General features: G+C 59.3%; 17 protein-coding genes and 1 riboswitch. Of the genes, 7 read left to right on the top strand and 10 right to left on the bottom strand.

Features of this window, described 5'->3' with window-relative positions; translation table 11 throughout:
• Nucleotides 1–201: 201 nt before the first annotated feature.
• Both AC1ROI_RS02475 and AC1ROI_RS02470 read right to left on the bottom strand, forming a co-directional pair.
• Nucleotides 202–516 carry an SCP2 sterol-binding domain-containing protein gene (locus AC1ROI_RS02475; protein WP_102593993.1) on the bottom strand — a complete coding sequence of 105 codons (315 nt, stop codon included), beginning with the start codon at nt 514–516 and terminating at the stop codon, nt 202–204.
• Nucleotides 517–580: 64 nt separating this feature from the next.
• Nucleotides 581–1,291: a histidine phosphatase family protein gene (locus AC1ROI_RS02470; RefSeq protein WP_077749673.1), complete on the bottom strand. Its 711-nt coding sequence runs from the start codon at nt 1,289–1,291 to the stop codon at nt 581–583.
• Between the two features lie 204 nt (nt 1,292–1,495).
• Here AC1ROI_RS02470 and sohB point away from each other — a divergent pair, with 204 nt between their 5' ends.
• The 3 genes from sohB (at nt 1,496) to AC1ROI_RS02455 (ending at nt 11,319) form a co-directional block, all read left to right on the top strand.
• Nucleotides 1,496–2,518: a protease SohB gene (gene sohB, locus AC1ROI_RS02465; protein ID WP_010460936.1), complete on the top strand. Its 1,023-nt coding sequence runs from the start codon at nt 1,496–1,498 to the stop codon at nt 2,516–2,518.
• Nucleotides 2,519–2,650: 132 nt separating this feature from the next.
• Nucleotides 2,651–7,513 carry an NEL-type E3 ubiquitin ligase domain-containing protein gene (locus AC1ROI_RS02460; RefSeq protein ID WP_256580156.1) on the top strand — a complete coding sequence of 1,621 codons (4,863 nt, stop codon included), beginning with the start codon at nt 2,651–2,653 and terminating at the stop codon, nt 7,511–7,513.
• Nucleotides 7,510–11,319 carry a dermonecrotic toxin domain-containing protein gene (locus tag AC1ROI_RS02455; protein WP_102593995.1) on the top strand — a complete coding sequence of 1,270 codons (3,810 nt, stop codon included), beginning with the start codon at nt 7,510–7,512 and terminating at the stop codon, nt 11,317–11,319. The genes AC1ROI_RS02460 and AC1ROI_RS02455 overlap by 4 nt, the downstream gene beginning before the upstream one ends.
• Nucleotides 11,320–11,369: 50 nt before the next feature.
• Here AC1ROI_RS02455 and AC1ROI_RS02450 read toward each other — a convergent pair whose 3' ends face one another.
• On the bottom strand, nt 11,370–11,864 hold the full coding sequence (locus tag AC1ROI_RS02450) for a DUF934 domain-containing protein (RefSeq protein ID WP_010460931.1): 495 nt from the start codon (nt 11,862–11,864) through the stop codon (nt 11,370–11,372).
• Complete coding sequence (locus tag AC1ROI_RS02445) at nt 11,848–13,506, bottom strand: nitrite/sulfite reductase (protein WP_102593996.1); 1,659 nt, start codon at nt 13,504–13,506, stop codon at nt 11,848–11,850. The genes AC1ROI_RS02450 and AC1ROI_RS02445 overlap by 17 nt, the downstream gene beginning before the upstream one ends.
• 524 nt (nt 13,507–14,030) lie before the next feature.
• Between AC1ROI_RS02445 and AC1ROI_RS02440 the strand changes: the two genes are divergently transcribed.
• Nucleotides 14,031–15,104, top strand: a complete 1,074-nt coding sequence (locus tag AC1ROI_RS02440) for an ABC transporter substrate-binding protein (RefSeq protein WP_102593997.1) — start codon at nt 14,031–14,033, stop codon at nt 15,102–15,104.
• Here the strand turns inward: AC1ROI_RS02440 and AC1ROI_RS02435 are convergent.
• Together AC1ROI_RS02435 and metH are read right to left on the bottom strand one after the other, a co-directional pair.
• A complete protein-coding gene (locus AC1ROI_RS02435; protein WP_010460924.1) occupies nt 15,101–15,319 on the bottom strand; it encodes a DUF2970 domain-containing protein in 219 nt (72 codons plus the stop codon). The genes AC1ROI_RS02440 and AC1ROI_RS02435 overlap by 4 nt on opposite strands.
• A gap of 596 nt (nt 15,320–15,915) precedes the next feature.
• Nucleotides 15,916–19,626 carry a methionine synthase gene (metH, locus tag AC1ROI_RS02430; protein WP_102595011.1) on the bottom strand — a complete coding sequence of 1,237 codons (3,711 nt, stop codon included), beginning with the start codon at nt 19,624–19,626 and terminating at the stop codon, nt 15,916–15,918.
• A 155-nt stretch (nt 19,627–19,781) separates the two neighbouring features.
• Between metH and AC1ROI_RS02425 the strand changes: the two genes are divergently transcribed.
• From AC1ROI_RS02425 to nfuA, 3 genes are all read left to right on the top strand, one after another.
• Nucleotides 19,782–22,067, top strand: coding sequence for a fatty acid cis/trans isomerase (locus AC1ROI_RS02425; protein WP_102595010.1), 2,286 nt, complete (start codon nt 19,782–19,784; stop codon nt 22,065–22,067).
• Nucleotides 22,068–22,253: 186 nt separating this feature from the next.
• A complete protein-coding gene (locus AC1ROI_RS02420) occupies nt 22,254–23,288 on the top strand; it encodes an acyltransferase family protein (protein ID WP_102595009.1) in 1,035 nt (344 codons plus the stop codon).
• A 57-nt stretch (nt 23,289–23,345) separates the two neighbouring features.
• Nucleotides 23,346–23,930 carry a Fe-S biogenesis protein NfuA gene (gene nfuA / locus AC1ROI_RS02415; RefSeq protein WP_007898222.1) on the top strand — a complete coding sequence of 195 codons (585 nt, stop codon included), beginning with the start codon at nt 23,346–23,348 and terminating at the stop codon, nt 23,928–23,930.
• Nucleotides 23,931–24,086: 156 nt separating this feature from the next.
• Here nfuA and cobM read toward each other — a convergent pair whose 3' ends face one another.
• From cobM to AC1ROI_RS02395, 4 genes are all read right to left on the bottom strand, one after another.
• A complete protein-coding gene (gene cobM / locus AC1ROI_RS02410) occupies nt 24,087–24,833 on the bottom strand; it encodes a precorrin-4 C(11)-methyltransferase (RefSeq protein WP_077747683.1) in 747 nt (248 codons plus the stop codon).
• Nucleotides 24,834–24,931: 98 nt separating this feature from the next.
• Nucleotides 24,932–25,345: a cobalamin biosynthesis protein gene (locus AC1ROI_RS02405; RefSeq protein ID WP_102595008.1), complete on the bottom strand. Its 414-nt coding sequence runs from the start codon at nt 25,343–25,345 to the stop codon at nt 24,932–24,934.
• Nucleotides 25,342–26,046 carry a CbtA family protein gene (locus tag AC1ROI_RS02400; RefSeq protein ID WP_102595007.1) on the bottom strand — a complete coding sequence of 235 codons (705 nt, stop codon included), beginning with the start codon at nt 26,044–26,046 and terminating at the stop codon, nt 25,342–25,344. Before AC1ROI_RS02400 ends, AC1ROI_RS02405 begins: the two co-directional genes overlap by 4 nt.
• An 11-nt stretch (nt 26,047–26,057) precedes the next feature.
• Entirely contained in the window at nt 26,058–26,249 is a 192-nt protein-coding gene (locus tag AC1ROI_RS02395; protein WP_010460909.1) for a CbtB domain-containing protein, read from the bottom strand.
• A gap of 119 nt (nt 26,250–26,368) precedes the next feature.
• A riboswitch (cobalamin riboswitch) is annotated at nt 26,369–26,596 on the bottom strand.
• Nucleotides 26,597–26,692: the final 96 nt, after the last annotated feature.

Here is a 26,692-nt window from a genome sequence, read left to right as displayed (position 1 = left end):
GTTGTCAGGTGGACTCATGGCAGTGCGCTCCGTCAATTCATCGAGGGGCAAACAGCCGATGTCTGACGCATGCGGCCACAAGGAATATAGACGGCAAATTCACCGGTAGCCGATTTGCGGGGGCGGAAAACGACGAATCCCGCCACAAGGGGCGGGATTCGTGTGCAGCCAGAGAGGTTCCCGAAGATGGGAACCGCCGTCTTAGCTTGGGAACAGCTCGGACAGTTTCATGGCCAGCATCATGTCGCCTTCAGCGCGCAGTTTGCCGCCCATGAACGCTTGCATGCCGTCGGTCGAACCGTCGACGATGCCTTGCAGGGTTTCGCCGTCCATCACCAGAGTGACCTGGGCGTCAGGATTTTCGCCTTCCTGCAGCTCGCAAGTGCCATCTTTGACGACCAGCGAGAAATTCTTGGTGTCGTCGATGCGGAAACCGAATACCAGGTCCAGACCGGCAGCGGCGGCTGGGTTGAACTTGGCTTTCATTGCTTGTACGGCATCAGCTACGGAGGTCATGGTTCGATCCTTTCTTGGGTAATTAGAGCTGGGTGATTACAGCCAGGGTCACAATAGTCCGGACTCAGCGAAACGTGATGAGTTCCGGTGCCTTCAACAGCTGCAAGTGCGCATGACTGTTGAAAGAAGACAGTGCCACCTCGCGACCGCGAAACTTCAGCAGGTTGAGCGAGGTGTTGACGATTTGCCAGTTCAGTTCAAATGCCTGCCTTGCGGGCATCTGAGTAATGAGGTGGAGCAGGGCAGTGATGGTGCCACCGGAGGTGAACACGGCGATTTTCTGGGTGTTGTCGGCGCTTTCGAGGAGGCGGTGCAGACCGGCCTGTACGCGTTCGACAAACCCAAGCCAGCTTTCAAGCCCCGGCGTGTCATAGGTGCCGGCAAGCCAGCGCTCGATGATCAGGGCGAAGATGCGCTGGAACTCGGCACGGTTTTGCGCGGCATTGCGCAGGATGTCCAGGGCTTCGGGTTCATCCTCCAGCATGGCTGGCAGCAGCGCGCGGATCACCGCGTCGGCGTCGAATTCGTTGAAGGCGGAATCGATTTCCAGGGTCGGCACCGGCAAGCCCACGGCAGCGAACTGTTCCAGCGCGCTGGTGGCGGTGTGCTGCTGACGGCGCAAGTCGCCCGAGAGGCAGCGGTCAAAGCTGACACCCAGCTCGGCGAGGTGCTGGCCGAGGATTTCTGCCTGGCGAACACCGGTCGGCGACAGGACGTCATAGTCGTCTGCACCAAAGGAGGCCTGGCCATGTCGAATCAGATAGATGCTGCCCACGTCCGCGTCATCCCGGTACGTTGAAGGTTTGGCGAGGTTATGAGGATGACAGTGAGCTGTCAATGAAAAAACATACGCTTGTTTGAAATGCCCGTTACAGGCCTGTTGCCAGAGGTTTCACGGCTGGCCGCCGAGGCGGAGCATGGGTATGCTGGCGTTGTCCCGCGCGTGTTTTAAGCCGCGCATCGTTTTGAAGGAGTCACTGTGGAGTTTTTGTCCGAGTACGCCAGTTTCCTGGCCAAGACCGTGACACTGGTGATCGCCATTCTGGTGGTCCTGGCCAGTTTCGCGGCGCTGCGCAGCAAAGGTCGGCGCAAATCGGCCGGCCAGTTGCAAGTCAGCAAGCTGAATGATTTCTACAAAGAGCTGCGCGAACGCCTGGAGCAAACCTTGCTCGACAAGGACCAGCTCAAGGCCTTGCGCAAGTCCCAGGCTAAAACCGATAAAAAACAAAAGAAGAAACCCGAGGCCAAGCCGCGGGTATTCGTGCTGGATTTCGACGGCGACATCAAGGCGTCGGCCACTGAAAGTCTGCGCCATGAGATCACGGCACTGTTGACGTTGGCGACGCCCAAAGACGAAGTGGTACTGCGTCTGGAAAGCGGCGGCGGCATGGTTCACAGCTACGGCCTGGCGTCCTCGCAGCTGGCGCGCATCCGCGATGCCGGCGTGCCGTTGACCATCTGCATCGACAAGGTCGCGGCCAGTGGCGGTTACATGATGGCGTGTATCGGCGAGAAGATCATCAGCGCCCCGTTTGCGATTCTGGGTTCGATCGGCGTCGTGGCGCAGTTGCCTAACGTCAATCGCTTGCTGAAAAAGCACGACATCGACTTCGAAGTCCTGACCGCCGGCGAATACAAGCGCACCTTGACTGTGTTTGGCGAAAACACTGAGAAAGGCCGCGAGAAGTTTCAGGAAGACCTGGACATCACCCACCAGCTGTTCAAGAACTTCGTCTCGCGTTATCGCCCGCAACTGGCCATTGACGAAGTGGCCACCGGTGAAATCTGGCTCGGCATCGCCGCGCTGGACAAGCAACTGGTGGACGAACTCAAGACCAGCGATGAATACCTCGCTGAACGAGCGAAGAAGTCGGAGCTGTACCATTTGCATTACGCCGAACGCAAAAGCCTGCAAGAGCGTATCGGGATGGCGGCCAGTGGGTCGGTGGATCGCGTATTGCTGAGCTGGTGGAGCCGGTTGACCCAGCAACGCTTTTGGTAACACTTTAAATCAACGGTCGCTTGCACTGCCTTGCAGTGAAAGCGACCGTTTTTTTGTGGCGGTATATAGATAGCGCTTTTTAAAAAAGTGGCTCGATAGGCTAGCGATCCTAGTCAGTTTCGAGTGATCACAATGTCTTCTCCGCCCACAAACTCAAACACGCCTGTGTTGACGCCAGATCAACAGGGTGTCTTTTTTGATCTGATTAAAAGTAATGCTCCTGCCTGGTTGTTGACTGCCTCAAGTCAACGGCGAAGTGAACTTTATGAAAGCCTGACCGCCAGCCATCGTTCAAGAGGTGAACTTGCCGACCTCCTGAAGGGCTTCAAATCGCCTGAAAGCGTCTGTCGTCCCTTACTGGCTCAAGCCATGTCGGACAAGCTGGGTACGCCACTGGATACGCAGGGCGTCATTTTCCAGCACGTGCGATCAACGTCCAGCCTGCTGGGACTTCGCAAGAAACTGGTGCTGCCGATTGATCGGGATCTGCTGTCGGCCGCCTGTGAAAATTTTGAACTCAGCGAAACACTGGCCGGAAACTATAGCGATACATCGTTAATTTATATCCCGCAAACCATCACCGGCACAGTCAATAAAGTCTTATCGATAGAGCCGCATGAGTTCGCCGCGTTGTGCCGCAAACTTGATCTTGGAAAACAATACCAGGCGCATGTCAAATCACTGTTTGAGCCAGCGTCCGGTATCAACCACTTATCTAACAAGTATGTTGCACACGCCAAGAACAGCTTTGAAGTACAGCGGCATGTCGCGCTGATGAAAAAAGCCATCAGTGTCGAAATGCACCAGGCATTGAAGTCAGTCAAGGAACAGCGCCCCGTCAAACTTGGCAACCACACACTGGGTTACCAGGCGTTGGAAATGTTTGATGTCACGGTCAATGGCGCGATGTTTATCGGGCCGGTCGAGGAGCATGACGATGACGATTACCGCTGCGTGGTCTACCTGCCGGATGACCCGCTGCACCCGTTGAAGGAATACGCGTCCTTCACGGATTTCGAGGTGGAATTGAGTAAGCGTCTGAGAACCTCCGCGTTCCAAAAATTCTTCATGCGCTACATCAAGCTGGGTGAACGGTCCGCGTTTCTGCAAGCTCTTGAAAAACGCTTGTCCGTCCCCGTTTCCTCGCCGCTTCCCGCGACCAGTGTCTACGTGTCGCTGTCGGGTGTGGACATACAAGGCGACATGTTCGAGGAAATTTTTCGTCAGTATGCGAACCAGGTCATCGCCGATGCCCGGCTTCTGGTGGTGCCCACGGACGACGAAGACGAAAAATCCCGACTGGACAGGCTGGAGACCTACAAGGCCATCAGCCTTAATGTCCTGTTGTTCGGTGCATCGTTTGTGCCGTTTGTTGGCCACATCCTCTTGGCTGTGACGGTGATGCAGTTGCTGTCGGAGGTGTATGAAAGCGTGGCCAGTTGGTCCAGGGGCGAGCAGGAGCAAGCCACGGATTATCTGTTCGATACCATCGAAAACCTGATCCTGATGGCCGCGTTTGCTGCTGGTTCGGCGGCTGTTGGTACCGCGTTTAAAAACATCAGGACATCCGTCTTCATCGAGCGCCTGAGAAAGGTCCCGGGTGTGGACGCTCGGGGCCGTCTGTGGAATCCCGATCTTACGGTGTATCAACAGAGCCGACGGTTGCCCCCGGCACTCGCAGCGGATGCGAGAGGACTGCACTGGATGGACGGTCAGGCGTACCTTCCAATCGATACACATCTGTATGCCGTGCGGCCAAAAACGGCGACGGACCTGTGGGAGGTGATTGCCCCGGTGGGGAGCGGAGGCACCTATTCACCCGAGCTCGAAACCAACGATGTCGGGGCGTGGCGCCATGACTCTGAGCTGCCGCAAGAATGGGATCGGCTAAAATTGTTTCGCCGTTTCGGTTACACCCGCGACAAGGTGCCCGATACCACGGCGACGCACATCCTTGCCGTCTGCGGGATCGAGGACACGGTCTTGCGCCAGGCACACGTCGACCGCAGCCGGCCACCGGCACTGCTGGTCGATACAGTGCAGCGGTTTCGGGCGGATGCTGCGGTCACCGACTTTATCGAGCAGTTGAAAACCCCGTCGTCGGCAGTCTTGGCAGACCCGGATCTGCAATTGCACCTGCTGACGACGTCCCGTCATTGGCCAGACAACTCGGCCATCAAAGTTGTCACTGCCGCAGGCAGGCAAACGGGGTTCTATGGCGCGGCCACGGCGTTACCGGGGAAAACCGTCAGCCTCAACCAGGATGCTTTGCATAAGGGCCAATTACACACCTCGCTGCTGACAGCCATGGACAGCGCCCAACGCCAAAGCCTTCTGGGCTCCACTACCCAGGACGCGAGCGCGCGGGCAAAGGCCCTGACAAAGCTCATTGCCGATCAAGCCGAAAGCAGCAAGCTCGCGCTGTTCGAGCGGATTTACAAACGTACTGAAGTACCGGCTGATACCCGGGTCACGGTGTTGATCGACAAGATGGCCCAGTTGCCCTCGGCGATTGCCGAAGAACTGGTGCGGCATGCCGATGCTGCGGAGTTGAGCAGCCTGGAGGAGGGCAACGTACCCTTGCGTCTGGCGGAGGAAGCCCGTCGTTATTTGCAACGGGTGCAGGTCAGTCGCGCTTACGAAGGGTTGTACCTTAATGCCGTGGGTGGGCTGGCCACCGACCGCCTGGTGCTCGACACCCTTGAGCAACTGCCGGGATGGACGGGTAATACCAGGGTTCAGTTACAGGCTTCGTCAGGTGCGCAAAGCGAGTCGACCAGCATTGGATCGGCGGACGCTGCGCAGAAGCTGCAGATCGACGTCCATCCTGATCGATACAGCGTGTCGATCGACGACATTGCTCCCGCCACCGCATTCGCGGGACGCACGCGCGAACAGTATTTCAAGGCCCTCTGGCATGGCCTCTCGACGCCGCTCAAAACAGCACTGGGCGTTAACCTGAGCGACGGCGGGGCAGCGTTGCGAGAGAAAATAACGCAGCTCGCCCTGACACGGCGAACCGCCATCGCGGAACTGATCGATGCACGCCCCCCGCGAGCGGGCTACACCTCCCCCATGCGGCTGGCAGACAGGCACGCGACGTCGTCTTCTCCCGTTATACCGAGGCCCGTGCTCATCAAAACCACCCAAGACGTCCTGGTCCGCAGGGCGCTGGAACTGTATCCGATGCATTCCCCGGTTCGCATTCACGCGTTGGTAAATGATCTGGGGCAGAACGTGACGGTCGTCTTGAAGAAGCTGGAAGCGTTGAGGCTGCAATTTCAGACCATCAGGCAGGTACTGAGTCACTGGGTCAGTCGGCAAACCTGGTATCTGCGGCCCGATGGCTCAAGGCAGGAGGTCAGTCGTCTCAGCAAATATCGCATCGCTCAGGCGATCATTCGCTGCTGGCGCAACGAGCCCGAGGCGAGTGAAGCGGGCGCTAACCTACGCTCCACACTCAGCTTTGACGCCCAGCCTCTGGGCGAATTGCCGGTTATCGTCGGGGACTTCAGCCACGTCGAGAGGTTGGTGCTGGACGGCGTGGGCGCCAGCGCCGGGCTGAACGCCTTCCTGAGAAACTTCCGCACTCTTCGAAGCTTGTCATTGAGAGGCAATCAACTGACGAGGCTGCCGCTGGCGTTGAGCTCAATGCCCGGGTTGGCCCATCTGGACCTGAGCGACAACCTCATTCAACTGACCTCTGAGTCGGTGACTCAATTGGCCGATATGACCAGCCTGCAATCAGTGAACCTGGCGTTTAACCCAAACCTTGTGAGGGCTCCCGATGTCAGCAAGTTGCAGCACCTGGAACACCTGAACCTGCAAGGCACCGGGATAAAAAACTGGCCTTTGGGCGCCTCCGGTTTGCCCAGGCTGAGTGAGCTGGATTTACGAGACAATCAGATCGAAATCCTGCCTGAGGATGTCTTCAAGGGGCATGCGGTCCCGAACAAAGGCACCAACCTGTATGGCAATCCTCTGTCCGCCGACACGTTGAAAAAGGTCGTGGTGCATCAGCAGAAGACCGGTGTAAGCCTGGGGATCATTGCTTCGGACTACCGTCGCTCAGGCGCTTACTCGCCGACCGAGGCTCACAGTTCCGCGTGGCTGACCGGGCTTGGCTCTACCGAAACCCGGCGCAAGCGCGGGTTGTGGGATTCATTGCGCGCCTATCCGGAATCCAGGGGCTTTTTCACTGTGCTTGCGCAACTGTCCGAGACGGCCGATTACAAACGACTGTTCAGCCACTTCAGCCAGCGGGTGTGGAGTGTCGTGGAGGCTGCGACGGAAGATGATGGCTTGCGACGCAGGCTGTTTCGTCTGGCCCGGGTCGGAAGGTTCAGCGCTGATGGCTACTCCGCACTCTTCAGTGAGATGGAAGTGCAGGTGTTGTTTTATCGGGCCATGGCCGCAGCCCTCACCGGGCCTGCTTCGGTGGAGCAGCAACTGATCACCCTGCTAAGGGGGTTGTTCAGGCTGCATGAGGTCGAGGGGTTTGCGCTGGCGGATATCAATGCGCGCACCGGTCCACAGTCCGGAAGCTACGAACAAGCTCTGGAAATCAGTCTGGCGTATCGCGTGGGGCTGGCCGAACGCCTGAGCTTGCCGGCTCAGCCCAGAATGGTGACATCGGCGTTGGATGTCGAGGTGGCGCCGGCGGCGCTGGAACGGGCTTATCAGAAAGTCCTGACCACCGAACGCACCAGCGCGTTGCTGGAATGGATGATCATCCAACGGTTTTGGGTGGAGTATCTGGAGGTGTCAAATCCAGATCGTTTCCTGGCAATCGCCGACCGCTCGGCACGAGATTTTGCGCAGGTGGAGAGGCAGGCTGAACTCACCCGTCCGGTGGCCACCGAACGCCTGAACGCCATTTTCGATAACTTCAAAAATGAACGTCGGGCATTGATCAGGCAGCTCACCGGTGCGGCGCTGATGCGCCATCCTGCGCCGCCAGTCCCGGGGCCCAGCCATTCGGGGGCACCTCAATGAACGACATCGCTCACGAGTCTGCTGATAGCCCGACACCGTCGGCGGCGCCGAAATGGCGTGATGAATTGAAAGCCGTTATCGATCTCGCCTTGCCACAATCCCCAGGGCAGTTCGGCGAATGCCTGATCAAGCAAAAGTGGGGCGCGGGCATCGACCCGCAGACGGCCTTGCTGGTCACGCTCGATTACCATTACAAGGGTCATCCTGCCGAGAACGGTTTCGAGCAGGGACGAGTGGCAAGTTCCCGGTCGCTGCTGCACGCGCTGCTGTCCAACGACCAGACGGTGGGTGACGGGCGTTTTGCCGAGACGGCGTTCGGCCTGTACACGCCGCCGGACGTGGGACCGACCATTCGGATCGTCGAGCACGTCGACGAATTCGCCGATCACGGCAGCGGCAATCACCAGACCTATGAAGGCATCTACCGGCAGACCACCCCGCAGGTATATGGGCCGCTGACTCAGCTCAATCTCAGGCCCGCCGATTTCAAGAAATGGGTCTGGGAGCTGGAGCTCAAGGACCTGTACCAAGCGTATCTCGATCAGGCATGGCCAGCCGACGCTGTGCAGGTGGCGGCCAGACCGTCCGCATTGAGAACGTCGGTCAAGGCGGCGTTCGTCATGGCGGCCTGGTTGCAGAGACATGAACAACGCCTGACGCAAGAAGGTCTGGCGCTGGCGATGCGGGCGGCAGGTCTGTCCGCCGATCAGTCCTGGCAAACGCTGACCCTTGAGCAGCTGCAAGCACCGACTCGCGTGCCTTCAACCGTCAAGTTCGGCCTTCTGAAACTGTACCGCTACACCGCGACCGATATCTGGGCCTTCCGTGACACCGTCAGTGCCCGTGTGCTGGTGTACATCCCTGGCAATTCTTCCCCGCTGCATGAATTCGCCAATACCGCGCAGTTGCGCCAGTGGGTTGCCACGCAGGGCAAGCTCGACGCGACCAGGCAGGCCTTGGCCCGTCACTTTGCCGAAGACGATCGCGAAGATGGAACGTTTCACGCCGGTGTCCTGACAGCGCTGGATGGCATGGCGATTTATCCGGCTAAACATTGGCTGGGCAACAACGCCGGTTTCTTCAACAACGACGGCTATTGGGACCCGAACGATTACATCGGCTTCGATGATCCGGCGGCGGCGACCGACCCTTTTGCCCGCCTGCTAATGACAATGAAACAGGCCGCACGGGCAGAGCTTCAGGCCATCCGTGACGATGCGCAGGTCAACCGGGATCAGTTGAGCGCCGTCGTCGAACCCGTTGTGCAATGGGTCAACCGGTTTGGTCCGCTCGCCTTGTTTGTCCCAGGAGGCGAGGGGGTGCTGGCATTGGCCGGGCTCATTGACGCCGGGTATGGCCTGAATCAGGCGGTCAATGGAAAAACGCCGGGCCAACGCTCGGAGGGCCGGACACGCACGGTGTTTGGCTTGCTGAATGCGTTGCCGATGCTGGGTGCCGAGTCAGCGCTCAATGGGAGCGCTGCGCAGGCCGATAGCATGGCGGAGCGCGTCCGCGAGCCCAGCGTCGATCCGGCAGAGCCGGGCGCCCGTCCTGCGTCGGAACCGGCCGTTGCGCCGACGCCCTTGAACCCTCGCATCGAATTGATCCGTGGAATCGGCCCCTCGGTGGCCTCCTTCAGCGATGAGGTCCTGGCGCAGATCGCCAAGGTCAGCGCGGTCGACGATGACATGCTGCGGTTGATGCAGACGGGCCGTCCACCGACCCCTTTATTGGCGGATACCATCAGCCGCTTCAAGATCGATCAGGATCTCGGTCTGGAAGCAGACACTGTGCTTTTCAACCAACGCTACGAAGCGCTGCAAAAGTCGGAGCATGAATGGGTCCGGCTATTTCAGCGCGAGTACCCCGACCTGCCGACAATCGCCATCGAGCAGATGCTCGACCGCTATGGCATCGACATCACGTCGTTGCCAGATGCGAACGAGGCCAGGCAGGTATTCGCGCGACTGGACGGCAAAGCCCGGCAATACCAACAGCATGTCCGTCTCGACCGGGTCTATGAAGGCTTTTACCTGCGCTCGGTCGCGAATGCCGAGACGGACACGCTGGCATTGCACTCGCTGAACAATCTGCCCGGCTGGCCGAAAGACCTGCGCATCGAGGTCCTCGACGGTGCGTCCTCTGGCCGGGTGCTTGATCGTTGCGGCCCCCTTGACAGCCCTCACTGCCGAAACATCATCAAGGTGGGAAACCGTTACCTGCGCCAAGGCCGGCAAACGGATGTCTATGACGCGGTCCTCGGCGTGCTGACGGACGAGGAACGCTCGGCGTTGCACCTCACGTCACCAGACCCGGCCAAGGCGTTGCGGCTCAACCTCGGCGATCGGGCATTGTCCCGTGCCGATACCCTGCTCGGCCTGCAAAGGCTGGACACGGGGTTGACCTTTGAACGGCAGGGACTGCGCGGCGGCGGTTACCCGACAACCCCTCAGGGTGACGCCCTGAAGTTGCAAGCGATCAAGTTGCAGTTCAAGGATATTTATCCGGACATCAGCGACGCGAGCATTGATCAGGTGTTGCTGCTGGCAGAGGGCAGGGTGCAGGCGTATATCGACCTGCTGGCTCTGCAACTGCAACAGCTCAATGTCGATTTGACCGAATGGGTCGATCAAGCGGTACAAGACATTGCCGATATGGACGTTCCCTTCGTGGCCATGGGCGATGAGGAGGCGGAGGGGATGAACCCTGCGCAAATCGCCGTGCACAATGCCCACGTCCTGCACACCGCCCTGCAACAGGAGCGCGGGGTCAGGAATGAGCTTGCCGTGGAGCTTGTCGCCATTTGGCAAAAACGCGGGCCGCTGCAAGATCGTGTCTATGTCGACGGGCAACTGCGTGGTGTCAGGTTGGACCTGACCTTCGAGGACTTTCACCGATTACCCACGCTGAATGCCAGGCTCAACGATGTGATCGAATTGTCGATGCATGGTTTTCACCTGACCGAGCACGAGAGTCTGAACGGGTTCCTGGAGGGCTTTCCGAACCTTGAAGTGTTGAATCTGGAAGGCTTCGATTTGCGTCCTTTCTTCGTAGGCGGTGACGCAGGGCGCGCCTTGCCGCCCGTTATCGGGCAGTTGCCGAAACTGGTCTCACTCAATCTGCGAGCCACACAGTTGGCATTCACTGAGCGCGCCGCTTCACAATTGAGTGATCTGACCCACTTGCAAACCCTGGACCTGAGCGACAACCCGTTGGGCGTTCCGCCGGTGGTGCTGGGCATGAACAATTTACGCCAGCTCAACCTGAGGAATACGGCGATCAATCGCTGCCCTGTCGGGGGCAAGGATGAGCCTTATCTGACGATGCTGGACCTGCGCGACAACCGTATTACCCGGGTTCCGCCCGCGATCATCAATCAGGCGGTGGCGGACGACCGCGTATTGCTATGGGGCAATCCGTTGACAGACGAGGACACGCTGCACCGGTTGATCAGTCATCGTGAACAGACGGGCATCAATCTGTGGCTGAGCGCTCCGGCCGCGGATTATGGTACGCCGACGGTGTGGTTGCGCGACTGCGACGAAGCGTTGCAACAGTCCCGGCAAGCCCTTTGGCAGCGATTGGCAGGTAAACCCTCCGGTACGCGGTTTTTAGCCGTCATAGACCGGCTGAGCCTGACGGCCGACTTTCGGGTCAGTTACCTGTCACTTCAGGCGCGAGTCTGGCGGTTGTTGCATGAGGCCGATGCTTCAGAGGACATGTGGGGGCGGATAATTCGCGGGAGCGGGCGCTTCGATCACCCGATGGCGGCATTCCGGGCGCTGGAGGCGCGTGCGGGTTTCTAAGCGAAGGAGGGCGCCTTGAACCCCGGGCGGGGTTCAAGGTTTTGCCGGTATCAGCGGCGACGGAACAACGGCAGCGGTTCGTCGGTGGCGGCCTGATAGGTCACCGAGAAGTCCTTGAGACCTTCAAGGGCTTCATACGGGTCTTTATCGGCGCGAATGGCAAAGGCGTCGAACCCGCAGCGGTGCATGTAAAAGAGCTGGTCGCGCAGCACATCGCCGATTGCCCGCAATTCGCCTTTGAAGCCATAGCGGTCACGCAGCAGACGTGCGTTGGAGTAGTTGCGCCCGTCGGTGAAGGCCGGGAAATTCAGGGCGATCACTTGGAACTGATCGACGTCTTCACCGATTTCCTCGGCTTCTTCATCGGCATCCAGCCACACGCCAAGACCGCCATCGCGGGCCTTGAGCATACGACTGTGTTCGCGCCACAGCTGCAGCGGGACGATCAGGTCATCGCAGTTGCTGATCTCGTCGATGTTGAAATCCTTGGGCAGCAAGTGCCAGGTTTCGTCGACGACCTCGTTGTTCTTAATGATTCGCTGCATAGACGCGTTCCTTGAAGAGGTCGATGCCAATACGCTGATAGGTGTCGATGAAGCGCTCGTCTTCGGTACGTTGTTCGATGTACACGTCGATCAGTTTCTCGATCACGTCAGGCATGGCTTCCTGGGCGAAGGACGGGCCGAGGATCTTGCCCAGGCTGGCGTCGCGGCTCGCGCTGCCACCGAGGGAGACCTGGTAGAACTCTTCGCCTTTCTTGTCCACCCCGAGGATGCCGATGTGGCCGACGTGGTGGTGACCACAGGCGTTCATGCAGCCGGAGATGTTCAGGTCCAGCTCGCCGATGTCGAACAGGTAGTCCAGGTCTTCGAAACGACGCTGGATCGACTCGGCGATCGGGATCGACTTGGCGTTGGCCAGCGAGCAGAAATCACCGCCGGGGCAGCAGATGATGTCGGTCAGCAAGCCGATGTTCGGCGTGGCAAAACCTTGCTCGCGCAACTCGCCCCACATCGCGAACAGTTGGGACTGTTCAACGTCGGCCAGGATGATGTTCTGCTCGTGGGACGTGCGCAGTTGACCAAAGCTGTAGCGATCGGCCAGGTCGGCCACCGCGTCGAGCTGCTTGTCGGTGATGTCGCCCGGCGCAACACCGGTCGGCTTCAGGGACAGGGTCACCGCGACATAACCCGGCTTTTTGTGGGCCAGGGTATTGCGGGTGCGCCAGCGGGCGAAGCCCGGGTGTTGTTTGTCGAGCTCGGCCAGTTGGGCCGCCTGGTTGTCCAGGGCCTTGTAGTCCGGGTCGACGAAGTGTTTGGCGACGCGATGCACTTCGGCCTCGGTCAACGTGGTCTGGCCACCGCGCAGGTGTTCCATTTCCGCGTCGACTTTCTGGGCGAAGACTTCAGGCGTCAGGGCCTTGACCAGAATCTTGATCCGCGCCTTGTACTTGTTGTCACGACGGCCATAGCGGTTGTAGACCCGCAGGATGGCGTCGAGGTAGCTCAACAGGTCTTGCCACGGCAGGAATTCATTGATGAACGCGCCCACTACCGGTGTACGGCCGAGACCACCGCCCACCAGCACGCGGAAACCGAGTTCGCCGGCCGCGTTGTGCACCGGCTCGAGCCCGATGTCATGGACTTCGATGGCCGCACGGTCAGACGTCGAACCGTTGATAGCGATCTTGAACTTGCGCGGCAGGTAGGCGAATTCCGGGTGGAACGTGGTCCACTGGCGAACGATCTCGCACCAAGGACGCGGGTCAATCAGCTCATCGGCAGCGACACCGGCGAACTGGTCGGTGGTGACGTTACGCAGGCAGTTGCCGCTGGTCTGGATCGCGTGCATCTGCACGGTGGCCAGCTCAGCGAGAATGTCCGGGATGTCTTCCAGCGCCGGCCAGTTGAACTGGACGTTCTGCCGGGTACTGATGTGGGCATAGCCCTTGTCATAGTCGCGGGCAATCTTGGCCATCATCCGCGTCTGGCGCGAAGTCAGTTGGCCGTAAGGCACCGCCACCCGCAACATCGGCGCGAAGCGTTGGATATAAAGCCCGTTTTGCAGGCGCAGGGGGCGGAATTCTTCTTCGCTCAGCTCACCTGCCAGATAGCGTCGGGTCTGATCACGGAACTGCTTGACGCGGTCCTCGATGATCCGCTGATCGTACTCGTCATATACGTACATATAAGTCCTGTTCTCAGGCTTGGGCCGGTCGGATCCCGTTGCGTTTTTTCGCCTGGAGGTCTCCGATGCTGCCTCGGCAATTCTGCGCGCACGGCCGCGCACTCCCTACGGAGCCGGGGCAAGATACCAGTTTGCAGTTATGCGCAAAAGTGATGTTTGAGTATATGTAAAGAACCAAAACGACTAACGAGATCCGTTATGGATAAACCCGTATTTGTCGTGAGGGCAATCGTCGTCTTTACTGTGGTCGAGTCTTTATGCAATCACCGATAAAACCGACAAGAGGCGATGCAATGAGCAACCCTACCAAAGCGACAAAACCTGATAGCACGGTCGATGCTTGGGCGATTCTGTTCCTGATCATCCTGGTCGTGGGCACCGCTGTATTTTGGGTCAGCCATCAATAACCGACCCCGTCCGGGCCCGGTTCCGACGATTGTCGGACAAAAACCGGAATAAACGCCGTTTGCCGGGACTTCGCTGGCTATAATACGCGGCGAAAATTTCCGGGGGCTCGGGCGTTAATGTTGAAGTTTGTCTACACCTTCCTGCTGATGCTTGGCGCGGCTTGGGGCCCTGTCGCGCATGCAGAGTCGGTGTTGTTCCTCAATCCGGGCAAGACGGATGAGGCCTTCTGGATCAGCTATTCGCAATTCATGCAGGCGGCCGCCAAGGATCTGCGCATTGATCTGCGAATTCTGTATTCCCAACGTATGCCCGAGCTCACCGTGGCGCAAGCCCGCCTGGCCCTGCAAGGTCCCGATCGTCCGGACTATCTGGTGTTCGTCAACGAGCAGTATGTCGCTCCACAGATTCTGCGCCTGGCTCAAGGCAGCGGGGTGAAGCTGTTTACGGTCAACGCTTCGCTGACAGCCAATCAGCTGAGCCTGCTGGGCGAGCGTTCCGATCGATTGGGCAGCCTGGTGCCGAACGATGAGGAGGGCGGCTACCTGATGCTCAAGGAGCTGATTCGCCAGCATCCACCCGTGGCGCCTGGCCAGGTCATCGAATTACTGGCGTTTTCCGGCCTGAAGATCACGCCGTCGTCGCAACTGCGCGAACAAGGCATGCTGCGCGCCTTGGCCGAGCACCCGGAAGTGCGCTTGCGCCAAGTGGTTTACGGTGGCTGGAGCCGGGGAAGGGCCTATGAGCAGGCCAAATTGTTGTTCCGGCGTTACCCGAATGTCTCGTTGGTGTGGTCTGCCAATGACGAAATGGCGTTTGGCGCCATGCAAGCCTATTCGGAGACGGGTGGCGTGCCCGGCAAAGATGCCTTGTTCAGCGGGGTGAACACGTCGCCCGCTGCATTGCAGGCGATGATCGACGGTCACCTGAGCGTGTTGGTGGGCGGGCACTTCACATTGGGCGGTTGGGCGCTGGTGGAGTTGCATGACGTGGAAATGGGCGTGGATCTGGACCAGTACGGCGGGCGCGACCGGTTGATTCCGGTATTGCAACTGATCGACAAGGCCCACGCCAAGCGGTTGCTGGCGATGGGCGCATCACCGGATTACGGGGTGAATTTCCGTCGTCTGTCGGCCAAGGGCCGGCCGACCTCCTATCGCTATCCGTTCAGCCTGCAAACCCTGATGCGCTAACGCCCCGCCAGATGCACCACCAGTTGCACGATGCCGAACAGCGTCAAAGCGAACACGGCCGTGAACAGAATCCCCAGAATCACGAAATGACTCGGCTTGCCGTGGGTGAAGTCCCGCGCCCGATTCTTCCCGCTCTGCACACCGAACGCCGCCGCCATGACGCTTTGCAGCATCTGCCAGAAGGTCGGTGGCTTGTTGTCGACTGGATCGTCCATAAATCCCTCGTCATCAATGTGTGAAGAGTAAGCATAGACAATCCGTGGCATGCACAAAGCAAATGTGGGAGCGAGCTTGCTAGCGAAGGGGTCGTAACACTCAACATTTTCGTTGACTGTCACATCGCCTTCGCGAGCAGGCTCGCTCCCACACTTGATCGGGTTGATCCACACGTTTGTGAACGACCCAAAACAACTGTGCGAGCTAGCCTGCTAGCGAAGGGGTCGTAACATTCAACATTTTCGTTGACTGTCACATTGCTATCGCGAGCAGGCTCACTCCCACACTTGATCGGGTTGATCCACACGTTTGTGAACGACCCAAAACAACTGTGGGAGCTAGCCTGCTAGCGAAGTGGCCATAACATTCAACATCTTCGTTGAACGTTATAACGCCATCGCGAGCAGGCTCACTCCCACACTTGATCGGGTTGATCCACACGTTTGTGAACGACCCAAAACAACTGTGGGAGAGAGCTTGCTAGCGAAGGGGTCGTAACATTCAACATCTTCGTTGACTGTCACATCGCCTTCGCGAGCAGGCTCGCTCCCACAGGGGGCTCATCTGGCCACAATATTGTGGCCAGGCGCCTGGGTTAGTTGTCGTAACCGAGGTTCGGCGCCAGCCAGCGTTCGGTCACGCTCAGTTCCTGCCCTTTGCGCGATGTGTAGCTCTGCACCTGGTCTTTGTCGATTTTGCCCACCGCAAAATATTGCGCCTGCGGATGAGCGAAGTACCAGCCGCTGACCGCTGCCGCCGGGAACATCGCGTAGTGCTCGGTGAGGAACACGCCGCTGCGGCCGGCCTGCATTTCGCTGGCCTCGGGGTCGAGCAAGGCAAACAGGGTGCTTTTCTCGGTGTGATCCGGGCAGGCCGGGTAGCCCGGGGCAGGGCGGATGCCGGTGTATTGCTCTTTGATCAGCGCCTCGTTGTCGAGCGTCTCGTCCTTGGCGTAACCCCAGTGTTCTTTTCGCACCTGCTGGTGCAGCCACTCGGCACACGCCTCGGCCAGTCGGTCGGCCAGAGCCTTGACCATGATCGAGTTGTAATCATCGCCGGCGTCTTGATAAGCCTTGGCCACTTCTTCGGCGCCGATCCCGGCCGTGGTGATGAATCCACCCACGTAGTCGGTGATTTCGCTGTCCTTCGGCGCGACGAAGTCGGCGAGGGAGAAGTTCGGCTTGCCATCGGTCTTGATGATCTGCTGGCGCAAGTGATGCAGCTTGGCAATCGGCTTGCCGTCATCGCCGTAGACTTCGATGTCATCCTCACGCACCTGGTTGGCCGGCCAGAAGCCGAACACCGCACGGGCGCTGATGAGTTTCTCGTCGATCAGCTTGGCGAGCATTTCCTGAGCATCGGCATACAACGCGGTAGCGGCTTCACCGACCACTTCGTCCTGGAGGATGCGCGGGAACTTGCCGGCCAGGTCCCAGGAGATAAAGAACGGCGTCCAGTCGATGTATTCGGCCAGAACCTTGAGGTCGATGTTGTCCAGCACCCTGGAACCGGTAAAGGTCGGTTTGACCGGCACATAAGTGCTCCAGTCGAACTGCGGCTTCTTGGCGATGGCGGCCGGGTAGCTCAGGCGTTCGGTGCGGGCGCTGCGATTGGCGGTGCGCTCGCGAACGTCTATGTATTCCAGGCGAGTCTTTTCGACGAACGCCGGTTTCAACTCCTTGGACAGCAACTGCGTCGCCACGCCCACGGCGCGGGAGGCGTCGGTGACGTAGATCACCGCATCGTTGCTGTACTTCGGTTCGATCTTGACCGCCGTGTGCGCCTTGGAGGTGGTCGCGCCACCGATCATCAACGGCAGATGGAAATCCTGACGCTGCATCTCGCGGGCCACGTGGACCATTTCATCCAGCGAAGGCGTGATCAGACCGGACAGGCCGATGATGTCGCACTTCTGCTCCTTGGCCACTTGCAGGATCTTCTCCGCCGGGACCATCACGCCGAGGTCGACGATGTCGTAGCCGTTACAGCCGAGCACCACACCGACGATGTTCTTGCCGATGTCGTGCACGTCGCCTTTCACCGTGGCCATCAGGATCTTGCCCTTGGCTTCCGGCTTGTCGCCTTTTTCCAGTTCGATGAACGGGATCAAGTGGGCCACGGCCTGTTTCATCACACGGGCGGATTTCACCACCTGCGGCAGGAACATTTTGCCGGCGCCGAACAGGTCGCCCACGATGTTCATGCCGGACATCAGCGGGCCTTCGATCACTTCGATCGGGCGGGCGAACGACTGGCGCGATTCTTCGGTGTCTTCCACGATGTGCGTGGTGATGCCCTTGACCAGCGCATGCTCCAGACGCTTGTTGACGTCCCAGTTGCGCCACTCTTCGGTCTCGGCTTCCTTGACGCTGCCGTCGCCCTTGTATTTGTCGGCGATGGCGAGGAGGGCGTCAGTGCCGTTCGGCGTGCGGTTGAGCACCACGTCTTCGACCGCGTCGCGCAGCTCGGCCGGGATCTGGTCGTAGATCTCCAGCTGACCGGCGTTGACGATACCCATGGTCAGGCCGTTGCGGATCGCATACAGCAGGAACACCGAGTGAATCGCCTCGCGCACCGGGTTGTTGCCGCGGAACGAGAACGACACGTTGGACACGCCGCCCGAGGTCAGCGCGTAGGGCAGTTCGTCGCGGATGTAGGCGCAGGCGTTGATGAAGTCCACAGCGTAGTTGTTGTGTTCTTCGATGCCGGTGGCCACGGCGAAGATGTTCGGGTCGAAAATGATGTCTTCCGGCGGGAAGCCGACTTCGTTGACCAGAATGTCGTAGGAGCGTTTGCAGATCTCTTTCTTGCGCGCTTCGGTGTCGGCTTGGCCGGCTTCGTCGAACGCCATCACGACCACGGCGGCGCCATAGCGCTTGCACAGTTTGGCGTGGTGAATGAATTGCTCGACGCCTTCTTTCATGCTGATCGAGTTGACGATGCCCTTGCCCTGAATGCACTTGAGGCCGGCTTCGATCACTTCCCACTTCGAGGAGTCGATCATGATCGGCACACGGGAGATGTCCGGTTCACCGGCAATCAGATTGAGGAAGGTCACCATGGCCTTCTTCGAATCGAGCATCCCTTCATCCATGTTGATGTCGATGATCTGGGCACCGGCTTCAACCTGTTGCAGGGCCACTTCCAGCGCTTCGGTGTAGTTGTCTTCACGGATCAGGCGGGCGAATTTCGCCGAGCCGGTGATGTTGGTGCGCTCGCCGACGTTGACGAACAGCGAACTGCGATCGATGGTGAACGGCTCCAGGCCCGAGAGGCGGCAAGCCTTCGGGATTTCCGGAATGACACGTGGTGCATAACCGGCCACAGCTTTGGCGATGGCTTCGATGTGGCCCGGCGTGGTGCCGCAGCAGCCGCCGACGATGTTGAGGAAGCCACTCTGGGCGAATTCTTCGATGACCTTGGCGGTTTCCGCCGGCAGCTCATCGTACTCGCCGAATTCGTTCGGCAGGCCGGCGTTCGGGTGTGCCGAAACGTGGGTGCCAGCCTTGTTTGACAGTTCTTCCAGGTACGGGCGCAATTCTTTGGCACCGAGGGCGCAGTTCAGGCCGACCGAGATTGGCTTGGCGTGGGCGACCGAGTTCCAGAACGCTTCGGTGGTCTGGCCGGACAGGGTTCGGCCGGAGGCGTCGGTAATGGTGCCGGAAATCATGATCGGCAGTTCGATACCCAACTCTTCAAAAACACCCTGCACGGCGAAGATCGCGGCTTTGGCGTTCAGCGTGTCGAAAATGGTTTCGATCAGGATCAGGTCGGCGCCGCCTTCGATCAGGCCTTTGGTGGCCTCGGTGTAGTTTTCCACCAATTCATCGAAGGTAACGTTGCGGTAGCCGGGGTTGTTCACGTCCGGTGACAGCGAGCAGGTGCGGCTGGTCGGCCCGATCACGCCAGCGACGAAGCGCGGCTTGTCCGGCGTTTCCAGGGTCTTTGCGTCGGCCACCTTGCGTGCCAGGCGCGCGCCTTCTACGTTTAACTCATATGCCAGGCCTTGCATGCCGTAGTCGGCCAGGGAAACCTGGGTAGCGTTGAACGTGTTGGTCTCCAGAATATCGGCGCCGGCATCCAGGTAGGCTTTCTCGATCGACCCGATCACGTCCGGGCGCGTCAACACCAAGAGGTCGTTGTTACCTTTGACGTCGCTTGGCCAGTCAGCAAAGCGTTTGCCCCGGTAATCCTGCTCTTCGAGCTTGTAGCTCTGGATCATCGTGCCCATGCCGCCATCGAGAATCAGGATGCGCTCTTTGAGGGCGTGCTTGAGAGCTTGAAGGCGAACGCTGCGATCGGACATTGGGACTACTCGAAAAGACCATGACGAAGGGCCGGGATAATAGCAAACCTGTGCGCTTTTAGAGCATGCTCCGGTTTTGCATGAATATCGCTCATGTTGGTGAGAGGGCGAGACCGGTAGAATCGCGGCGTTTTTTCAGGATCAGGACCAGGGACATGTCGTATCGCGTCATCACCAGCATCTTTATGCTGCTTATAAGCTGGGATGCCGCTGCGCAGGATCCGGCGATTTCCTACACACGTGACATTCAACCGATCTTCACCGAAAAGTGCGTGGCCTGCCATGCCTGCTACGACTCCGCCTGTCAGCTCAATCTGGGCAGCGGCGAAGGGGCGGCGCGTGGCGGGACCAAATCCCCGGTCTACGACGGCGAACGCAGTCAGGCCGCGGCGCCGACCCGGTTGTTTTATGACGCTTTCGGCAAGCGTGCCTGGCAGCAGAAAGGCTTCTATTCGGTACTTGACGCCCAAGGCAGCCAGGCGGCGTTGATGGCGCGAATGCTGGAACTGGGCCACACAACCCCGTTGCAACCCAACGCCAGGTTGCCGGAAGACATCGTCCTGGGCCTCAACCGGGAAAACATGTGCGCCATGCCGGCGGAGTTCGACGGCTACGCCAGTACCCACCCGAAAGAAGGCATGCCGCTGGCCGTCACCGGCCTGACCGACCAGCAATACCAGACGCTCCAGCGCTGGCTGGCTTCGGGTGCGCCTATCGATGAGCAAGGCCTGGTCCCGAGCGCGAAAGAGGCCATGCAGGTGGTGCAGTGGGAAAACCTGCTCAACGCCCCGGGTGCCCGGGAAAGTCTGGTCGGTCGCTGGTTATTCGAGCATTGGTATATCGCCCATATTTACTTCAAGGACGGTGAGCCGGGGCATTTCTTCCAATGGGTCCGTTCACGCACCCCGACGGGGCAGCCGATCGACCTGATCGATACGCGCCGGCCGAATGATGATCCGGGCACTCGGATTTATTACCGTTTGTGGCCGGTGCAGGGCGTGATCGTGCACAAGACCCACATCACTTATCCGCTGAGCGCGTCGAAGATGGCGCGGATCAAAACACTCTTTTACAGCGGCAACTGGCAGGTCGATGCCTTGCCGGGATACGGGCCGGAGCGCCGGGCCAATCCGTTCAGCACATTTGAAGCGATCCCGGCTCAGGCGCGTTATCAGTTCATGCTCGATAACGCCGAGTACTTCGTCCGTACCTTCATTCGCGGTCCGGTCTGCCGTGGCCAGATCGCCACGGACGTGATTCGTGACAACTTCTGGGCATTGTTCCAGGCGCCGGAACATGACCTCTACATCACCGACCCGAACTACCGCGGCCAGGCCACGCCGTTGTTGGCGATGCCGGGACAAAACGACGATGTCGGCAGCGTCCTGAGCCTGTGGCATGACTACCGCGACAAGCGCAACGAGTACGAAGCGCTACGCCGGGACAACTACGCCGATCTGCCGGCGCCGAGCTGGTCGACCCTGTGGGCAGGCAACGACAACGCGTTGCTGAGCATCTTTCGGCATTTCGACAGCGCGTCGGTGAACAAGGGCCTGATCGGCGACGTGCCGCAAACCATCTGGCTGTTTGACTATCCGCTGCTGGAACGCACGTATTATCAGTTGGTGGTCAACTTCGACGTGTTCGGCAACGTGTCTCACCAGGCCCAGACACGCTTGTACTTCGACCTGATCCGCAACGGCGCCGAGCAGAATTTCCTGCGCCTGATGCCGGCCGATTCGCGGGACGATTACCTTGATGATTGGTATCAAAGCGGTGGCAAATTCAAAATGTGGCTGGATTACGAGTCCATCGACAATGACACGCCGACGGCCCTGAAGCTGGATGAAAAGGACCCCAAGCGCGACTTCGCGATGCAACTGCTGGCCCGTTATGGCGAGCTCGATGCCAAGCCTGATCCGATCAACCGTTGCGACGGCGCTTACTGTTCGCGACCGAACATCGACCCGGCGTTGCAGAGTGCCGAGCAAGCCTTGAGTCGCCTGACGTCACGCCCGGCGGCCGGTTTGAATGTCATCAATCAATTGCCGGAAGCGACGGTGCTGCGCATCGAGACGGCGAGCGGCAAGCGCGAGGTCTACAGCCTGCTGCGCAATCGGGCCCACAGCAATGTGGCCTTCCTGCTCGGCGAATCGCTGCGCTATCAGCCTGGGCTCGACACCTTGACCATTTTCCCGGGCGTGCTCAGCAGCTACCCCAACTTCATGTTCAACATACCCGCCGACCAGGTTCCGGCGTTCGTCGATGCGATGGAAAACGCCAAGGATGCGCACCGCTTCGAGAAAATCGTCGAACGCTGGGGCATTCGCCGCAGCCATCCGCAGTTCTGGTTCTACTTCCATGACCTGAGTCGCTACATCCACGAAACCGAGCCGGTGGAAGAAGGCGTGTTGGATATGAACCGGTACGAGAATCTTTGATCGACCTTTGACTGCTGGTCGGTGTCGGACTCAATAGGCACCGCCATTCCCCTGTAGGAGCGAAGCTTGCTCGCGAAGAGGCCGGTACATTTAACATCATTGTTGGCCGGTCGATCGCCTTCGCGAGCAAGCTTCGCTCCTACGGGGACCTGCGGTGATTTGTGAGGTGCGATCGGAGGGGCGCCGATGTTGATTTCAGTACAGGCACTGCGCGCCGTCGCGGCATGGACGGTGGTCTGCCACCACTTCATGCAGATATTCTTCGACTTCAAGGCCCGTGGTCCCGTGGGTCAGATGTTCATCGACAAGGGCGCGGTGGGCGTTGATATCTTTTTCGTCATCAGTGGCCTGGTGATCTTCCTGTCCACCGAAGGGAAATCGCTGCCACCTGCACGGTTTCTCCTGTATCGACTGTTTCGCATCGTTCCGGCGTACTGGCTGTACACGGTGCTGATGGCGCTGGTGGTCGTGTTCGCACAGCCTGTGTTGCCGGATCAGACGGTCGACTGGTCACATGTCCTGCTGTCGCTGTTATTCATTCCCACACAAAACCCCGGTGGCTACGGCATCTATCCGACCCTCAATGTCGGCTGGACGCTGAATTACGAAATGCTGTTCTACGTGCTGTTTGCCTGGGCGTTGCTGTTCCGTTTGCAGGTTCGGCTGCTGATCGTCGCGGCGTTGCTGTTTGCGGTGTGCCAGGCGTGGACCGGTTATGGCTGGATCAGCGAGTTCTACCGCTCGGACATTGTTTATGAGTTTCTGCTGGGGATCGCCATCGGCATGATCTACCGGCGCGGCTGGATCAAGCCCGGTGTCTGGCTGCCCTTGCTGGGGATTGGCGGCGCGTTGCTGGCGATTTATAACCTGGCACCGCAGCCACGTTTCCTGGCCTGGGGCGTGCCCGGTGCGGTGTTGGTGATGGCGTGCATGGCGCTGGAACGCTTTTTCGAGAACACCCGTCTGTTCAAGGTGCTTGGCGATTGTTCCTATTCGGTTTACCTGATGCATGTGCTGGTGCTGTCTGTCGGCGGATATGTCGCCCAGCGTTATGGGGTAAATCCCTACGTGATGTTCGCCGTTTGTGTGGTGACCATCGGCGTGGCTTCCTGGGCAAGTTACGAATATGTAGAAAAATGCAGCTATCGGTGGCTTAAAGAGTGGATCGACGGCGAACCGGCAAGCAACGCTGTTCCGGCTCTTTCCCGACAAAAATACTAGGACTTTGTACGGCGCGATGATTGGCGTAAACTGCGCCCAAGCCTGCGAGGAGTTTCCATGACCGCTATTACCATCACCGACGCCGCACACGATTATCTGGCTGATCTGCTCTCCAAGCAGAACACCCCGGGTATCGGCATCCGCGTCTTTATCACCCAGCCTGGCACCCAGTACGCCGAGACCTGCATTGCGTACTGCAAGCCGGGCGAAGAGAAACCTGAAGACACCGCGCTGGGGCTCAAAAGCTTCACCGCTTACATCGATTCGTTCAGCGAAGCTTTCCTGGACGACGCGGTCGTCGACTACGCCACCGACCGCATGGGCGGCCAACTGACGATCAAGGCGCCCAACGCCAAAGTGCCGATGGTCAACGCTGACAGCCCAGTCAACGAGCGCATCAACTACTACCTGCAAACCGAGATCAATCCGGGGCTGGCCAGCCACGGCGGTCAGGTCAGCTTGATTGATGTGGTCGAAGACGGCATCGCCGTATTGAAATTCGGCGGCGGTTGCCAGGGCTGCGGCCAGGCAGACGTCACCCTTCGCGAAGGCATCGAGCGCACCTTGCTCGAGCGCATTCCCGAGCTCAAGGGTGTACGCGATGTAACTGACCACACGCAGAAAGAAAACGCCTACTACTAAGTAAGGTGTTCGCTGCGAAATGAAAAAACGGCACCCGTGAGTGCCGTTTTTTTATGGGTGAAATTCACTGGCCCTATCGCGAGCAGGCTCGCTCCCACAGGGGGCTATCATTGGATACCCAATCTGTTTCCGCCGCAGATCCAATGTGGGAGGGCCCTATGGCCTGTAGAGATGTGCATGTCCGGCGCGATACAGCGATGACTCACTGAACTGATCACTGCCCAACACCCGACCCACCAGAATCAACGCCGTGCGGCGAAATCCCTTGGCTTCAACCTTCGCGGCAATGTCCGCAATCGTCCCCACCACCCAATCCTGATCCGGCCAGGTCGCCCGGTGAATCACCGCAATCGGGCAGTCGGCGCCGTAATGTGGTAGCAACTCCGCCAGGATCTTCTCCAGATGATTGACCCCCAAATGAATCGCCATGGTCGCCCCGTGCTGGGCCAGGCTCCCCAGTTCTTCGCCGGCCGGCATCACGGTTTTGTCGGCGTAGCGAGTCAGAATCACACTCTGTGAAATGTCGGGCAGGGTCAGTTCAGCCCCCAAAAGCGCCGCACACGCGGCAGTCGCTGTGACCCCCGGGATGATTTCAAACGCAATCCCGAGTTCACGCAGACAGCGAATCTGCTCGCCAATCGCGCCGTAAAGACTCGGATCACCGGAATGCACCCGCGCCACGTCCTGGCCGTTGGCATGGGCGGTCTTGATCAGTTCGATGATTTGCTCCAGGTGCAATTCGGCGCTGTTGACCACCTGTTCGGCACCATGGCCTTCGAGCACGGCGGCGGGCACCAAAGAGCCTGCATAGATGATCACCGGGCAACTGCGAATCAGCCGTTGGCCTTTGACGGTGATCAGTTCCGGGTCACCGGGACCTGCGCCAATGAAGTAGACGGTCATCGTCCGTTCCTTTGAATAAAGAGTCTGTCAGAAAAGGGGCTTGGGCAAGGCTTCAGATGAAGATTGCTCATGATCGAAGGCGGGGATTATCGGGGATCTTACGCAACGCAGGCCAATGCCAGGGTGGCCTGGGCATATTTTTGTCGCGAAATCAGCAGTTTTGCCGGGGCCTGGGCCAAGTGTTCGGCGAGGGCCAGGGCGGCACTTTCCGCCACGCCGTAGCAGCCGGTGCGTTCGAACGCGATGTCCGAATGATGGCTGAGTTGGGGTTTGTAACCTTCCAATTGCTTACTGCTGAAATACATCAGCGGTAACGCCAGTTGTTCGGCGAGCTCGACCAGGCCAGGCTCATCACGCTTCAGGTCGATACTGGCCAGGGCCTTGATCTGGTGAAGTCCGATTTGATGAGCCTGCAATGCCTGATCGATCAACGCCCGCAACGTGCTGGCGGGGCAGCCGCGCTGGCAGCCCAGGCCGACGACTAAAGTCGGCGCTGTGCGGGGATCAATCATGCGTGGTATTGGCCATCGCTTTTGCGGCGGAACAACCAGGCGCTGATCAGGCCCAGGGCCAGCCAGAACGCGACGTTGGTCAGCTGCGACGCGATTTTGAACTGCGCTTCCAGCGCTTGCGGAGCGAGCATCGAGTGCACTTCCGGTTGCGGCGCGCCGATCACGTGCGGAACGGCGAGAATCGCCACGCCAAGGATTTTCATCAGCCAGTGACGGCTGAACACGATCAAGGCGATGCCGGCCGCCGTGGAGGCGGCTGTACTGATCCACCAGAGTTGCCGTTGCGCCAGATCAGCTGCGGCAGTGCCCGGCAGTTCAGGCGGCAGGCCGAGGGTCGGGGCCAGCACGAAGGTCGCGTAACCGGCCAGGCCCCAAAACAAGCCCTGGGAGGTTTTGGTCGGTGCACGCAAGGTGTAGAGGCCAGCGAGCATCAGGGCGAAACCGACGGCGACCACCAGGTTACCGCCCGTGGTCGACAGCAGGCGCTGCCAACCGTCTTCCGGTTCCCAGGCTTCGGCGTCGTGAGTGTGAGCGGCGACACCGGCGGCGTGTTCGTGAACTTCAACAGCGGCCGGCTCGGATTTTTCGTAAGTCTCGGCCTGCAGAATCAGCGGCGAGACCCAGAAACTTTGCAGCAGGGTCAGCAGCAGGGCGGCCAGCAGCCCTGTGAAACCTGCGGTTTGCGCAATACGCTTGATCATGTCGACAGGTCTCAATGGCACGGGAAGGCAGAGCTGTGACGGGTGTCGTGCGCGGCATTGTGCACCGCTTCGATGTGCGAGAACCCAGCGAAATACACAAGGCACGCGCCAAGGATCGACGCACACACGGCGGCGGTCAGGCGTTGGCTCAGGGTTGTGGTGGTGCTGGCGGTGCTGTGGTCGGTGCTGCTGATGATCGACATGGCGCATCCCTCTGGTCTGTCAGCGGGTGAATAGAGCGCATGGAAGACCCCTGCGAGTCGGGCGCGCAGAGGTTCAAACAGCGCCCGCCCACCGCGGGTTTGTTATTCAGTGACGTAAAGGTCACTTTGTGTTGCGGGCCGGTCTCCGGGCTCACGAGGGGTCAAGGCTTGCGCCTGAACCTGCAAGCATCACCTTCCCATGCCGAACTGCTGGCACAGTGGATCTGACGCTTCGCTCGCTTACCGTTGCGGGGGCAGCACCGGACTGACATGGCTTGGAGTAAAGCACATGATTCACCGGTTTCCCGTTTCACCCTGTGAAGGGCACCCGTAACAAGGCGTGTAGGAGAGCATGGGCGGGGGTTTGACGTCAATTGGCATGGGTTCTCATTCGATAGCCAGGTGAATTCTTCGCGGGCACGCCTCGCTCCTGTAAAAGCACC

The organism is Pseudomonas sp. GW823-FHT02C02, assembly GCF_058797635.1.
The sequence above is the reverse complement of the archived record's forward strand: the minus strand, read 5'-3'. Positions and strand labels throughout refer to the sequence as shown.

Bases quoted from the DNA above. Each gene is read 5' to 3' on its own strand.
- AC1ROI_RS02395 (WP_010460909.1), bottom strand. From the start codon at position 26,249: ATGTCGATCATCAGCAGCACCGACCACAGCACCGCCAGCACCACCACA.
- AC1ROI_RS02420 (WP_102595009.1), top strand. From the start codon at position 22,254: ATGTTGATTTCAGTACAGGCACTGCGCGCCGTCGCGGCATGGACGGTG.
- AC1ROI_RS02440 (WP_102593997.1), top strand. From the start codon at position 14,031: ATGTTGAAGTTTGTCTACACCTTCCTGCTGATGCTTGGCGCGGCTTGG.
- AC1ROI_RS02400 (WP_102595007.1), bottom strand. From the start codon at position 26,046: ATGATCAAGCGTATTGCGCAAACCGCAGGTTTCACAGGGCTGCTGGCC.
- AC1ROI_RS02425 (WP_102595010.1), top strand. From the start codon at position 19,782: ATGTCGTATCGCGTCATCACCAGCATCTTTATGCTGCTTATAAGCTGG.
- AC1ROI_RS02450 (WP_010460931.1), bottom strand. From the start codon at position 11,864: ATGCAGCGAATCATTAAGAACAACGAGGTCGTCGACGAAACCTGGCAC.
- AC1ROI_RS02405 (WP_102595008.1), bottom strand. From the start codon at position 25,345: ATGATTGATCCCCGCACAGCGCCGACTTTAGTCGTCGGCCTGGGCTGC.
- AC1ROI_RS02475 (WP_102593993.1), bottom strand. From the start codon at position 516: ATGACCTCCGTAGCTGATGCCGTACAAGCAATGAAAGCCAAGTTCAAC.
- nfuA (WP_007898222.1), top strand. From the start codon at position 23,346: ATGACCGCTATTACCATCACCGACGCCGCACACGATTATCTGGCTGAT.
- AC1ROI_RS02435 (WP_010460924.1), bottom strand. From the start codon at position 15,319: ATGGACGATCCAGTCGACAACAAGCCACCGACCTTCTGGCAGATGCTG.
- metH (WP_102595011.1), bottom strand. From the start codon at position 19,626: ATGTCCGATCGCAGCGTTCGCCTTCAAGCTCTCAAGCACGCCCTCAAA.
- cobM (WP_077747683.1), bottom strand. From the start codon at position 24,833: ATGACCGTCTACTTCATTGGCGCAGGTCCCGGTGACCCGGAACTGATC.
- AC1ROI_RS02460 (WP_256580156.1), top strand. From the start codon at position 2,651: ATGTCTTCTCCGCCCACAAACTCAAACACGCCTGTGTTGACGCCAGAT.
- AC1ROI_RS02445 (WP_102593996.1), bottom strand. From the start codon at position 13,506: ATGTACGTATATGACGAGTACGATCAGCGGATCATCGAGGACCGCGTC.
- AC1ROI_RS02455 (WP_102593995.1), top strand. From the start codon at position 7,510: ATGAACGACATCGCTCACGAGTCTGCTGATAGCCCGACACCGTCGGCG.